The 12424-nt window shown below is 69.9% G+C and carries 12 protein-coding genes; 9 read left to right on the top strand and 3 right to left on the bottom strand.

All coding sequences use genetic code 11. The features are described 5' to 3' along the window. Positions 1-162 precede the first annotated feature (162 nt). On the top strand, positions 163-858 hold the full coding sequence (locus AC5677_RS30895; RefSeq protein ID WP_497191160.1) for a DUF4232 domain-containing protein: 696 nt from the start codon (positions 163-165) through the stop codon (positions 856-858). Between the two features lie 302 nt (positions 859-1160). Here the strand turns inward: AC5677_RS30895 and AC5677_RS30890 are convergent, their stop codons facing one another. Both AC5677_RS30890 and AC5677_RS30885 read right to left on the bottom strand, forming a co-directional pair. Next, complete coding sequence (locus AC5677_RS30890; RefSeq protein ID WP_497191159.1) at positions 1161-1697, bottom strand: hypothetical protein; 537 nt, start codon at positions 1695-1697, stop codon at positions 1161-1163. A 327-nt stretch (positions 1698-2024) separates the two neighbouring features. After that, positions 2025-3011, bottom strand: a complete 987-nt coding sequence (locus tag AC5677_RS30885) for an SDR family NAD(P)-dependent oxidoreductase (protein WP_497191158.1) — start codon at positions 3009-3011, stop codon at positions 2025-2027. Between the two features lie 132 nt (positions 3012-3143). Here AC5677_RS30885 and AC5677_RS30880 point away from each other — a divergent pair, with 132 nt between their 5' ends. The 3 genes from AC5677_RS30880 to AC5677_RS30870 all read left to right on the top strand — a co-directional run bounded on the left by AC5677_RS30880 (position 3144) and on the right by AC5677_RS30870 (position 5951). Continuing rightward, positions 3144-4337, top strand: a complete 1194-nt coding sequence (locus AC5677_RS30880; protein ID WP_497191157.1) for a sensor histidine kinase — start codon at positions 3144-3146, stop codon at positions 4335-4337. After that, positions 4334-4987 (top strand): response regulator transcription factor, encoded by a 654-nt coding sequence (locus tag AC5677_RS30875; RefSeq protein ID WP_497191156.1) that lies wholly within the window; start codon positions 4334-4336, stop codon positions 4985-4987. Before AC5677_RS30880 ends, AC5677_RS30875 begins: the two co-directional genes overlap by 4 nt. 235 nt (positions 4988-5222) lie before the next feature. Then, complete coding sequence (locus AC5677_RS30870) at positions 5223-5951, top strand: GGDEF domain-containing protein (RefSeq protein ID WP_497191155.1); 729 nt, start codon at positions 5223-5225, stop codon at positions 5949-5951. Positions 5952-6206: 255 nt separating this feature from the next. Here AC5677_RS30870 and AC5677_RS30865 read toward each other — a convergent pair whose 3' ends face one another. Then, positions 6207-6980 (bottom strand): SDR family NAD(P)-dependent oxidoreductase, encoded by a 774-nt coding sequence (locus tag AC5677_RS30865; protein ID WP_497191154.1) that lies wholly within the window; start codon positions 6978-6980, stop codon positions 6207-6209. 470 nt (positions 6981-7450) lie between these two features. On the opposite strand from AC5677_RS30865, the gene AC5677_RS30860 reads away from it, so the two are divergent. The 5 genes from AC5677_RS30860 (at position 7451) to AC5677_RS30840 (ending at position 12318) form a co-directional block, all read left to right on the top strand. Beyond that, the gene (locus AC5677_RS30860; RefSeq protein WP_497191153.1) at positions 7451-8005 is read left to right on the top strand and encodes a hypothetical protein; all 555 of its coding nucleotides are present in this window, start codon (positions 7451-7453) and stop codon (positions 8003-8005) included. A 56-nt stretch (positions 8006-8061) separates the two neighbouring features. Beyond that, positions 8062-8907 (top strand): MNIO family bufferin maturase, encoded by an 846-nt coding sequence (gene bufB, locus AC5677_RS30855; RefSeq protein ID WP_497191152.1) that lies wholly within the window; start codon positions 8062-8064, stop codon positions 8905-8907. Beyond that, positions 8900-9562, top strand: coding sequence for an HvfC/BufC family peptide modification chaperone (locus tag AC5677_RS30850; RefSeq protein ID WP_497191151.1), 663 nt, complete (start codon positions 8900-8902; stop codon positions 9560-9562). Before bufB ends, AC5677_RS30850 begins: the two co-directional genes overlap by 8 nt. A 36-nt stretch (positions 9563-9598) precedes the next feature. Beyond that, on the top strand, positions 9599-10843 hold the full coding sequence (locus AC5677_RS30845; RefSeq protein WP_497191150.1) for a ferritin-like domain-containing protein: 1245 nt from the start codon (positions 9599-9601) through the stop codon (positions 10841-10843). A 371-nt stretch (positions 10844-11214) separates the two neighbouring features. Beyond that, the gene (locus tag AC5677_RS30840) at positions 11215-12318 is read left to right on the top strand and encodes a PP2C family protein-serine/threonine phosphatase (protein ID WP_497196824.1); all 1104 of its coding nucleotides are present in this window, start codon (positions 11215-11217) and stop codon (positions 12316-12318) included. Positions 12319-12424 lie beyond the last annotated feature (106 nt).

Raw genomic sequence — 12424 nt, 5'->3', positions numbered from 1 at the left:
GGAACTCCAGGCCGCCCACGGCTCGGCCTCACCCGTTCGCGCGCGGTGTGTTTGCGGAACGTGAGTGAGGCGTTTCCGGAACGTCAGCGGCCCCGGGAAAAGTGGTGTCCACACCGCGGGAACGGCCAAGAAAACTCCCGCACGAAACAGGGGGAACCCATCATGCGCACTTCCCGGATTCGTACCGCCACCCTCGCCGCCGTCACCGCCGCGCTGGCGCTGGGCCTGACCGCCTGCGGCGGCGCCGACAGCGGCTCGAAGACGGCGGGCGGCGACAACGCCGCCGGTACCGCGCAGAGCCGGTCCGCATCCAACGGGGACGGCAAGGGCGGCGCGCAGCAGGCCAACAGCGGCGGTGCCACCAAGGAGGGCGCACGCTCGACGACCGCCTCGGGCGGGACGGGCGAGGCCGCGGGCAAGGGCACAACGGCCGGCGCCCAGCAGTGCCGCGGCGACGAGATGCTGCTCACCGCGGTGCACCGCTTCGCCGGGCAGCAGGGCGACCACCTGCTGGTCACCGCGTCGAACAAGGGCACCAAGCCGTGCTGGGTCACCTCGTACCCGACCGTGAAGCTCGGCGATGTCGACAGCGCCGCACTGCCGCACTCGAAGAAGGACAACCCGGGCGGCGACCAGCGCATCACGCTCCAGCCCGGCGGCACGGCATACAGCGCGGTGAACCTCTTCGACTACGGCTCGAAGAACCACACGGCGCAGTCGTTCGCCCTCGCGCTGCGCGGCGCGGACGGTCACGACGGCCCGTCCTACTCCGTCGCCATCAAGGGCGAGAAGCCGCAGTTCAGCTGGAACGAGGCCGACGTGCTGAACTGGAGCACCAAGAAGCCGTACAACTTCTGACGGCCCGTCTGCCAGTGACGCCGCAGTGCGGGCCGCGCCGCACCGCGCGTCCCGCACTCCGCCAACACGGCGTCGGTGCGCTGGAAAAGGAGGCGCCCGGCCCCGAACTCGCGGGGCCGGGCGCCTCCTTCGCCTGGGACACCGGCGGCCCGACCGGGGCGCCACCGTCGGCTACGACGGCCGCCACATGATCACCGTGCACCAGGGCGGCCCGCAGAAGCTATGGGACGAGATCTCGGCCGCCTATGCACGTACTCGCTCTGCCGCCGGGACGGAGTGACCGTCACGCGTCGCCGGCACCCTCACTCCCTGACGCCCTGCTCGGCAGCGGAAGCCGCCCCCGCGACCGTCCAGGTTGCCGTCCCCCACAGGCTGAGCGCAGAGATGAGGCCCACCACGAGGCGAACGGTCTCGTCCGGCCCGTTCGTGAACCACACGGCCAGGCCCGATGCTCCGGCCGCCGTCAGCAGAGCCGCCGGCACCCGCAGCCGGGGCTGCTCGAACACCGCCGCGAGCGGGAGGAAGTGGAGCCCCACGACAATCGCGACCAGCGGGGGAACGAGCACGGGCAGTGCGGCGCGGGCGCACACCACGGCGATGGCGACGATCAGCAGCCACTGGAGACCGTTGATCTGATTGAACCGCCGACGTCGGTCGGCGGGGAATGGTCCGCCTGCCGACGCGGGGAGAAAACGGCGCGCGGCGAGCATCAGCCCCAACGCGACAACGCAGCCGACCACGACCTCGACCAGCCGCGCCAAGCCGCCGAATGCACTCGTGGCCAGCAGCCACCAGCCGAGCCCGAACAACGCGAGGAACCCCACCCCTGACTTGAACATGACCGACACCTTAGGCGGAAGCGCGGCCCGCCGACCGAAGGATTCTGAACCGAGTTGGCGCGCGCCTCGCCAACCGGCGACCTCATCTCCCGGCAATACCCGAACTCAGCCGACGCTGCGGTCGGACCGCAACAGGGCGAACGTCGGCTGACGCGGCACCAGCGGACGGTGACGAGCCGGATGCCGCAGACGTGGAGGAGTTCTGCGAGCGGGCCCGCGTCCTGTTCCACCGGCCTTGCGGCGAGCACAGGAAGTCCGAGCGGTTCCCTGCCTGGATGAGCTGGTCCTGGTGCGTCGGCGAATCGCCGCAACGTCAAGGGCCCCCTCTCAGGTACCGCTCGGCTGGATCATTTTCCGGCCCGCGGTGCTTCCGCCGTCCACGGTGACCGACGCACCCGTCATATACGGGAAGTCGTCGGACGCGAGCCCGAGCACCGCGCGCGCGATCTCCTCGGCGTCGGCCATCCGTTCGAGACCGTCGACGTTGAGCGGCCCCCACGCCTGCTTGTACTTGGCCCAATCCGCGTCCGGAATTCCCGGCGGGCGGACGAAGGGGGTGTCGGTGGTGCCGGGCAGCAGGGCATTGAGCCTGATTCCCTTGGGTCCGTACGCGAGCGCCGCGGACTTCACTATGCCCTGCACCGCCCGCTTGCTTGCGGTGTACGCGGCGCCGTTCGGCCGCGCCTGTTCGGCCGCTGACGACGAGGTGCAGATGATGACGCCGCGCTGCGCCTTGAGCATGTGCGGAATCTCGTACTTGATCGCGAGGAACACCCCCCGGGCGTTGGTGGCCTGGACGTCATCCCACTCCTCGACGCTCATCTCATGGGGTAGTTTGCCGCTGCCGATGCCGGCGTTGTTGAAGGCCACGTCGATGCCGCCGTAACGGCTCGCGACCCGGTCCACGAAGCTGCGCACCTGGGCGTTTTCGCGTACGTCAGCCTGGATGTACGTGGCTTCGCCGCCCGCGTCCCGAATCTCCCGTTCCACCTGGCGCCCCAACTCGGCCCGCCTGCCACAGAATCCGACATGGGCACCCTCCCCGGCGAACGCCTTCGCCGCTGCCCTGCCGATACCCGATGTGGCACCCGTGATGAGCACCGACTTTCCCTGGAAGCGGCCGGCCTTTGTGGCGGACCTGGACCGGGCGCCGACCGCATGGGCGCTGGCGCCGAAAGCCGCGCTCGCCAGGCCCAGGGCGGCAGCACCACCGAGGAGGGAACGCCGCCCCGTAGCCCCGGATTTCGCGTTCGCGTCGGTACTCGTGTCCGTGTCCGTGTCGGTGTCCGTGTCCGTGTTCGCATGCGTATCCATGGCGATCACGCTCGCAGCCCGTCCCGGGCGCACGGCTCCGTCCTCGGGCCGGACATCGCGGCCGGTAGGAGGAGTTGCCCTCCTCCCATGGCAGGACCCCAGGCGCACGGGCGTCCGCCTATCGTGGGCCGCGTGAACCGACCTTGGATCGAGCTTGCGTTCGACAGGGGATCCGCCGTCATACGGGTCCTGGCGCTCGCCGGCGTCCTGATCGGAGACTTCCTGCTGCTGCAGCGGCCGTCCGGGGCAGGAGACTGGGGCCTTGCCGCAGCCGGGCTCGTGCTGTGCCTGGCCGCGGGCAAGTGGGCGTTCGGCGCGCTCCTGGCGCAGTCGGCCCTGCTCGTTGCCGCACACGCGCTGGGCGCGAGCACCGTTTCCTCGTTGAAGGTGCTGGCCGCCGTGACGCTCTTCGAGCTGGCGGTTCGGCAGTCCGGGCGCCGCCTGGCCGCCGGGACGACGGCACTGGCGCTTGCCGTCGCCGTGAACCGCCTCGAGGACCTGCCGGGCGCGCTCCTCCCGGTGCTCTACAAGATGGGCATCGTCGCAGGCCTGCCGCTGCTCCTGGGTGCGTATGTACGCGTGACGCGCGACGCCGCGGTGCACGCCCGTCAGTACGCGCAACAGCAGGAACTCCGCGCCGAACAACAGCTGCTGGCCGCCCGCGCGGCGGAGCGCACCACCATCGCGCGCGAGTTGCACGACCTCGTGGCCCACCACGTCTCCTCCATGGTGCTGCGCGTTGGTGTCGCCCGGCATGTCACCGCCGCCACCAGCACCACCGACCCGCGGATCACCGACGTCCTCGACGACCTGCACTCCAGTGCCGGCGCGGCGCTGACCGATCTGCGGCGCCTGGTGGCTGTACTGCGCGCCCCGGACCGGACCGGTCCCGACACCGGCTCCCTGGTCACGCCCGGGGCACTGCCGGCGGCACTGGAGTCGGTGGTGGAACACAGCCGCCAGACCGGCCTGGCCGTCACCGCCTCCGTGGATCCCGGTGTCGCGCGGCTCGACGCGGTACGTGGCCTCGCGGTCCTCCGCCTGGTCCAGGAGGGCCTGGCCAACGCGGCCAAGCACGGCGGGCCCGGCGCACACGCCGAGCTGGCCGTGCGGGTGGCCGATGGCGCCATCCACGTGACGATCCACGATGACGGGGCCGGACGGGCCCGGCCACCGGCCCCTGGCCCTTCCGGCCACGGCTTGATCGGCATGCGCGAACGCGTGGACCTGCTCGGCGGCCGGCTGGATGCGGGTCCCGCAGCTCAGGGCTGGCGGCTCACGGCCGAACTGCCCGCCTTCATACCCGACATGGAGCCCCAGCTGTGATCCGCATCCTCGTCGTCGACGACCAGCAGCTCGTCCGCATGGGACTGCGCATGCTCTTCGAGCAGGCGCAGGACATCGAGATCCGGGGCGAGGCGGACAACGGCGCGGAGGCGGTACGACTGGCTGAACGCCTCGCTCCCGACGTCGTCCTCATGGATCTGAGAATGCCCGGCATGGACGGCATCACGGCCACCCGCCGCATCCTGGCCGCGCGCCCCGCCACCCGGGTCGTCGCCCTCACCACGTTCGACGACGACGACCATCTGTTTCCGGCGCTCGCGGCCGGAGCCTGCGGTTTTCTCGTCAAGGACACCCCACCGACCGAACTCCTGGCGGCCGTACGCCGGGCCGCCAACGGAGAGGCCCCCTTCAGCCGGGACATCCTCGACCGCCTCGTCGCCCAGGCTCTTCACACCCGTTCCTCCTCCGACACCCCTACGGACATGCCGGTGCCGGCCATCACCCCGCGCGAGCGGGAGGTACTCGGACTGCTCGGCGTGGGTCTGTCCAACAAGGAGATCGCCGACCGGCTGCATCTCGGGGTCACCACGGTGAAGACGCACGTGGCGAGCCTGATGGCGAAGACGGGCCGGGACAACCGCATCCGTCTCGCCGTTCTCGCTGTCCTCACCGGCATCACTCCGGACTGACCCCCGCCCTGCTCCGGGAGAGCAGCCGCGCCGTGACGGGCGCAGCACTGACCACCGAGCCCCGTGATCACGGCAGCGGCTGCGAGTTCACGCTCTGCGCCTTTGCCCGCTCCTGACTGCCGGGGGGGGCGACCGCAGACACCGAAATGCCCGAGGCAGACGCACACGGCCTGGAAACCGACGCCTGCCTCGGGCCACCCACCCCCGTACGAGACGAGAGGGAGCCACCACCAGCATGGCCTCCAACGCGCACGTACATGCCCTTGCGGCGAACCGCGCTCTGCTCATCACCAGCGTCGCCGTCCCCCTGATGGGCTGGACCCTCCACGCCGTCAGCCTCCACCGGCGCCTCGCCGCCGAACGCCGCGACCCGCTCACCGGAGCCCACCGCCGCGCCGCCTTCGAACGCCACGCCCGGCGGATGCTGGCCCGCCACCACACGGGCGCCCTGGTCTGCCTGGTCGACCTCGACCACTTCAAACGGCTCAACGACACCCACGGCCACGCCGCAGGCGACAAGGTCCTCGCAGTCACCGCGGACCGCCTCGCCCACTGGGCCGGCCCGCACGGAATCGTCGGACGGCTCGGCGGAGACGAGTTCGCCGTCGCGACGCGGGTGGACTCCCGCACCGCGCACGACGCGTTGGCGCAGCGCCTCCGGCTGCTGATGGGCGCGCTGCACGAACCGGTGCCCACCGAGGCCGGGCCGCTCCCCGTTGCCGCCTCGGTCGGCGCCGCCGCCTCCGGCCACCTCGGCACCCGGGCCCTGTCCGCCCTGCTGCGCGGCGCCGACGTCTCGATGTACCGGGCCAAGCACTCCGGCCGGTACGGCTGGGCGGAGAGCGCGGACCTGGAGCTGCCCACCGTCAACGGCCGCCGCGAGGGCCGCCGGGGCGCCGCACCGCAGGAGCGCGCGCGGCGAAACCGAGGAGGGCGGCACCCGGCAAGGCTTCGCTCGCGCTGAGCCCCTGTTCTGCCGCCTTCGCTTGGCAGCGACTGGGGCCGCGCCGTCGGCGTGGCGTGGCCGAGAGGTAGGCGCGGGCGCCGCCGAAGCCGCCGGTGTGCTCGTCGACGTCGAACAATACGGCGAGGCCGCCGTGCAGGGCGTGGTTGCACAGCGGTCGCCTCGCCACGACTGGCGGTGGTCGGGGGCGGGCCCGGGACCCGGGCCCGCCCCTTCACCTGTTGCCTGCGGTATCCGATCCAGCGGCTGCGGTGATCAGTTGGATGTCAGCCCGCCGTCCACGGCGAGGGCCGATCCGGTGGAGAACGAGGCGCGGTCGCTGCACAGCCACAGGGCCGCCTGAGCGATCTCGACCGGTTCGGCCATGCGCTTCTGCATCTGGCGGGCGACGAAGGCGGTCTCCAACTCCGGTCGATTCTCCACCACTTGGTTGATCATGTCGGTGCGGGTGGTGCCGACGACGAGCGTGTTGATGCGGATGTTGTGCGCGGCGTACTCGGCCGCAGCGGCCCTGGTCATGCCGAGCACCGCATGCTTCGCGGCGACGTAGGGCACGGGGGCTCCGGTGGCCACCATGGCGGCGGTGCTGGAGGTGTTGACAATCGCCCCCTTCCCGGCGTCGAGCATCACCGGGATCTGGGAGCGCAGACAGTTCCAGGTGCCGCGTACGTTGACGTCGATCATGCGGTCGAAGAGGGCCTGGTCGAGCTCATGGAGAGGCGACAGGTCCTCGCCGACGAATCCCGCGTTGTTGAAGGCCGCGTCGAGGGCGCCGAAGTGTTCGAGCGTCGCGTCCACGGCACGCTGTACGTCCTCGGCGACCGCGACGTCGCCCGCGCTGACCGCCGCCCGGCCGTTCGCATCGTTGATCTCCTGAGCGAGGCGCCTCAGCGCGTCCTCGCGGCGGGCCATCAGCAGGACCGCCGCTCCTTCGGCGGCGAACAGGCGAGCGGCCGCTGCACCGATCCCGCTCGAGGCGCCCGTAATCATGACGGCCTTACCGGCCAGCATTCCATTGGTATCGGTCATGCTACGAGTAAACTCCCTCAGCCTGTTGTTCAGCCTCCGGCTGCCCTGGCTCGTCGATACCCGAGCAGTCTCATGGAAGTGCGATCGCGGGCGATCGCGCGCGGCAAACGACGCCTCACCATGGAGGCGTTCCGGGTTGTCCCTCATGGTGATCATCAGGCGCGGAGCGCGACCAGGCCCCGCGCCGGGCTCGACCGCGGGTCGTAGCTACGTCAGGTGTGCGGTGTCGCGGTAGGCCGCCACGTGCGGTGTCACGGTAGGCCGCCACATCGCTGGACCACGAGGAGAAGTCGCGCACCCCGGTCCCGCCAGCGGCCCCTTCCCTCCAACACGACCCGATACCCGAAATGCACCTTTTCACCCCTACAGCCGGTTTGGCCTTATCTGCTCGCTGGAAGGCAACCCCGGGTACCCAGATCCGGCGGCTCCCGCACGGCGGCCGGGGACCGAGGAAAGAAAGGAGAGCGGACATGGGCGCATCGCAGCCCAACGGCCACAAGCGCTTGAGCGCCAAGGAGGTCTCGCTGCTCATGGAGGGCGGGGAGATCGGCGCCGACAAGCGGGCGGGGGCCCGGGAGGCAACCCCGTACTTCATCGAGCCGGAGAAGCTCCAGAAGGAGATCGAGCTCCATGTGTGCATGGGGCTGAACTCCTGCAAGGGACACGGCGTGGACGGCACCGGCGAGATGGCCGGCATGGGGCAGTGCGCGACCGTCTTCCACGTCTGTCACGGTGACAACGAGTGCCGCGGGCAAGGCGGTTGCGGATACAGCGGCAGCGACGCGGAGCAGGCCAAACCCGGCAATCAGGAGTGCCGTTGGAACGGCAGCTGTGCCAGCCCCATCAATGAGGGGAGGGTGCATGCCGCCGGGCCCTATCGCGGCACGAGCGTCTGGAAGCGGGCTCGCAAGATCTTCGAGGAACGGATGTACGCGGCCGGCAGACCCTTCGGCCCCTCCCCCGGCGAAGGTTTCCCCGACAACATGGTGCCGCGGTACGAAGAGAAGCGGAAGATTCCCACGTGACCGTGCGCGATGCCCCGGCGGGCGAGCCCGCGCCACCGCGCCCCACCGTGTATCCCTTGCCGGAAAGCGACTTGGGGTTCGGCCTCGGGCTGCGCACCCCGCACCTGCGGTACGTGCTGAGGCACTGGCCGCAGGTGGACTGGTTCGAGATCATCTCCGAGAACTTCATGGACTCGGGCGGATATCCGCGCCACGCGCTCGACCGGATCGCCGAGCGCTATCCGGTGGTCATGCACGGCGTCTCGCTGTCGATCGGCAGCACCGACCCGCTCGACCGCGACTATCTCGACCGGCTGCGCCGTCTGGCCACCGCGACCGGGGCGCGCTGGGTCTCCGACCACATCTGCTGGACGGGGGTGGCCGGGCTCAACACCCACGATCTGCTGCCCGTCCCGTTCACCGAGGAGTCCCTGGCCCACATGGTCCGCCGGGTGCGGGCCGTGCAGGATTTCCTGGAACGTCCGCTCGTTCTGGAGAACCCCAGCAGTTATGCGGAGTTCACCGGATCGGTGATGAGCGAGTGGGAGTTCGTCTCCCGACTGGCCTCCGAGTCAGGCTGCGGGCTGCTGCTGGACGTCAACAACGTCTATGTCTCCTCCGTCAACCACGGCTTCGACCCCGAGGTGTACGTACGGGCGCTGCCGCACGATCGCGTGGTGCAGATCCACCTCGCCGGCCACACCCACCTCGGCACCCATATCGTCGACACCCACGACCGGCCCGTGGCCGACCCGGTGTGGCGGCTGTACCGGCTGGCGACCTCCCTGACGGGGCCGGTCGCCACCCTGCTCGAATGGGACGACCACATCCCGGCCTTCCCCGAACTGCTCGACGAGCTGGCCAAGGCGCGCCGGTACACCGGCGCCGTGCGCGACGAGAGGGCGCGTGTGCTCTGTGGCTAGTGCGCCCGTCACCCTGGCCGACACCCAGCGCTGGTTCCAGCGCGCCGTCCTCGACCCCGGCGAGCCACCGGACTCCGTCGACGAAGTCCTCACCCCCTCCGGGGAGTTGAGCGCACGGCAGCGGCTCGACGTCTACCGGCGCGGCTACCGCCTGCGCCTGCTGGAGACGATGCGCGGGCTGCACCCCGCCCTGCGTACCCTGCTGGGCCCCGACCTCTTCGACGACTTCGCGCTCGACTACCTCGACGCCTGCCCACCCCGCTCGTACACCCTCTTCCAGCTGGACGCCCGGTTCACCGATCACCTCGCCACCATCCGGCCGGACCGTGGTCTGCCGGGCGGCCGGCGCGAGGGCTGGGTGGACGTGATCGTCGACCTCGCGCGCTATGAGCGGGCCTTCGCCGAGGTCTACGACGACCCCGGCCCGGCGACCGCCCCGTTCCTGCGGGTGCTGCGGGTCTGCGCGCCCGTGCACACCTACCACGCGACGGTCCGGCGCGACCTGCCCGCCGAACCGCCCACCCCCGGCCCCGAGCCCGTGCACCTGGCCCTCTCCCGGCGCGACTACGCGGTCGTCACGCACGAACTGGAGCCGGACGCCTACCGGTTGCTGTCGTCGCGGCTCGCCGAGGGCCGCCCGCCCGCCCGTTCATGACTCCCGTCGAACCCCGTGACTGAAGGAGCCTCCACGATGGCCACCGAAACCCCCACCAAGGAACTGGTGCCACCGGTCATGTCCCTGGCGCCGGTGAACCCCCTTGAAGACCTCAAGGATCTCGACCAACTCCAGAACCACCTGATCCAGGCCGCCTACCTGGAGATGTCGACGGTCCCGATGTATCTGTACGCGATGTTCTCGATCGAGACGCGCGGCTACTCCCAGTGGGACCCGGGGATGGGCGCCTTCCGGCTGATCCGCAGCATCGTGGTCGAGGAGATGCTGCATCTGTCCCTGGTCCGGAACCTCCTGGTCGCCATCGGCGGCCGGAAAAGGATCAAGTTCTACGACAAGGACTTCATGCCGAGGTACCCGTCACTCATGCTGCATCGATGGCCCGAGCTGATGTTGCATCTCGGGCCCTGCACCTCGCAGTTGGTCAAGGACGTCTTCATGGAGTTCGAACTCCCGAAGCAGGATCTGACCACCCTCGAAGCGGTCCCCGAAGGCTGGTACCGGACCATCGGCGAGTTCTACGAGGGTGTGGGCAAGCGTCTCGCCGCCCTCGACAAGAGCACCGGGGGCACCATCTGGAAGCTCAACGAAGCGAAGTACCAATACGTGGACGCGTACTGGAACAAGGACGGCGGTGGCGGGCCGGTCCTCGTGCACGACCTCAAGAGCGCGCAGGACGCCATGAAAATCATCGTGGAGCAGGGGGAGGGAATCGACCCCAAGAACCCCTCCGTGCCGATCAACCCGCTCAAACCGACTCCCGGTCTTGACGAGTTGCCGCACTACACGAAGTTCAAGCGGATCGCCGACGGGGTCGAACCGCTGGGGTTCGTGTACAACCTGCCCACCGACCCGAAAACCGAGTACTACGACAAGAAGACGGAGCCCGAGGCCCATAGCCTCAACGACTTGTTCAACGCGGCGTACTGCTACACGATGCACATGCTCGACGTCATCTACGACACGTCGTGGGCGGACATGGAGGCGAACAAGCAGAACCAGCGCTACCACCTGGAGCGCACGTTCATCTCGCTCATGCAGGGCGTGCTGGTGACCGTGGCCGAGACCATGGTCGCCAGCCCGCTCAACATCACCACCACGATTCAGCAGAACGCGGCGCCGACGTTCGAGTTCTACCAGTTGCCCGCGACGGGCAAGAAGGCGCACCTCATCAAGCTGTGCGAGCAGGCCATGCACTACTTCCCGCAGCTCGGCGGTGACAACAGCGCGCTGTGGCTGCTCAACAAGATGCCGGACATCTGATCCCTGGCATGCGCCGGTGGGTCCGCTCCGGTCCGGGGCGGACCCACCGGCATTGTCGGCTCCCCGCGCGGCCGGGTGTAGCCGCCTGATGCCCGACACCTTCTACCGGGACTGCGGCTACGGATACGTATCCGAAGGGCACCACGGCGTCACCACGGCGTCACCACGACGCCATGGACCTCGCGGGCACCTGCCTCCCCGCAGATCAGGCAGCACGCGAGCCCTCGATCAGGGCCGGAAGGCCGCTCCGAGCAGGCACATCCCCCGCCACGAGGGATCCGCCCGGCTCGACGGCCCCTTGCCCGACTCGTCAGCCGCCTGAGGGGCGGTGCACTGTGGAAGACGTGGGCCTCCGGCAACGCATTGCGGGTCTGCGGGAGCCATGGCGTCCGAGTCATGCGCTGCTGGCGATTCCTGTTGTCCTCATCGTGGTGATCACGATCGTGGACCTCTTGGTGCCGGCTGACGTCCACCTGGGCCCGCTGTTGGTCATCGCGCCCGCGATCACCGCCTCGTTCGCCGGCCCCCTGCTGACCGGAGTGATCGGGGTCCTGGCCGTGGCGGCCCAGGCATACATCGGCCTGCACTTCGGCGTGCTGTCCTCCCGCAACGTGATGGTGCAGATCGCCGCCCTCGCCGCACTCTCGGCCTTGATCGTCTTCTTCTGCGTGCTGCGCGAGCGGCACAGACGGGTGCTGGCCCAGGTGCGGACGGTGGCCGAAGCCGCGCAGCACGTCCTGCTGTGGCCCCTCCCGGACCGGATCGGCCCGCTGCGGATAGCCTCTTTGTACCTGGCTGCCGAGGACGAGGCCCAGATCGGCGGAGATCTGTACGCGGCCGCCCGCATCGACGGCGGAACCCGCGTGATGATCGGGGACGTAAGGGGCAAGGGGCTGGCCGCCATCGGAGAGGCGGCCCTCCTGCTCGGCGCCTTCCGCGAGGCCGCCCACCAGCACACCACCCTGCCCGCACTGGCCGCCGCCCTGGAACAGAGCGTCTCCCGCTACCAGGCCGACTTCGAGCCGAAGGACGAGGCCGGAGAACGCTTCGTCACCACCCTGCTGCTGGAGATCCCCGACGAGGGCAGCACCACCCGCATGACCAGCTGCGGGCACCCCCCACCCCTGCTGCTCAGCCCAGGCCACGCCTTCACCAGCCCGAGCCTGCACCCCGCGCCCCCGCTGGGGGTCAGCAGCACGAAAGCAGCGGACTACACCGTCGACGTGTTCTCCTTCGAGGCCGGCGACACCCTCCTCCTCTACACCGACGGCGCCATCGAAGCCCGCGACCGAGGCGGAAACTTCTACCCGCTCGCGGAACGAGCCGCCCAGTGGACCGAGAACTCTCCGGAAACGCTCCTGCACCACATCCGGCGCGACCTCCGCGCCCACGCCGGAGGACGTCTCAGCGACGACGCCGCTCTCATCGCGATCCACCACCCAGGACGCCACCACGGAAAGGATCACGCACCCTGACGGCTTCCACGGCGCCGCCGCCGGCACCCTCACCTGTGCTTCAGGGGCTTCTCACTCACCCGACCCTGCTGCGGAACTCCGTGACGCGGTCCTGGCACCCTGGTCA

This window comes from Streptomyces sp. JLSY215 (genome assembly GCF_059682825.1).
This window is presented reverse-complemented; position numbering and strand designations above follow the sequence as displayed.

Coding starts and splice junctions, on each gene's coding strand:
- AC5677_RS30895 (WP_497191160.1), top strand. CDS start 163: ATGCGCACTTCCCGGATTCGTACCGCCACCCTCGCCGCCGTCACCGCC.
- AC5677_RS30890 (WP_497191159.1), bottom strand. CDS start 1,697: ATGTTCAAGTCAGGGGTGGGGTTCCTCGCGTTGTTCGGGCTCGGCTGG.
- AC5677_RS30885 (WP_497191158.1), bottom strand. CDS start 3,011: ATGGATACGCATGCGAACACGGACACGGACACCGACACGGACACGGAC.
- AC5677_RS30870 (WP_497191155.1), top strand. CDS start 5,223: ATGGCCTCCAACGCGCACGTACATGCCCTTGCGGCGAACCGCGCTCTG.
- AC5677_RS30865 (WP_497191154.1), bottom strand. CDS start 6,980: ATGACCGATACCAATGGAATGCTGGCCGGTAAGGCCGTCATGATTACG.
- AC5677_RS30860 (WP_497191153.1), top strand. CDS start 7,451: ATGGGCGCATCGCAGCCCAACGGCCACAAGCGCTTGAGCGCCAAGGAG.
- AC5677_RS30845 (WP_497191150.1), top strand. CDS start 9,599: ATGGCCACCGAAACCCCCACCAAGGAACTGGTGCCACCGGTCATGTCC.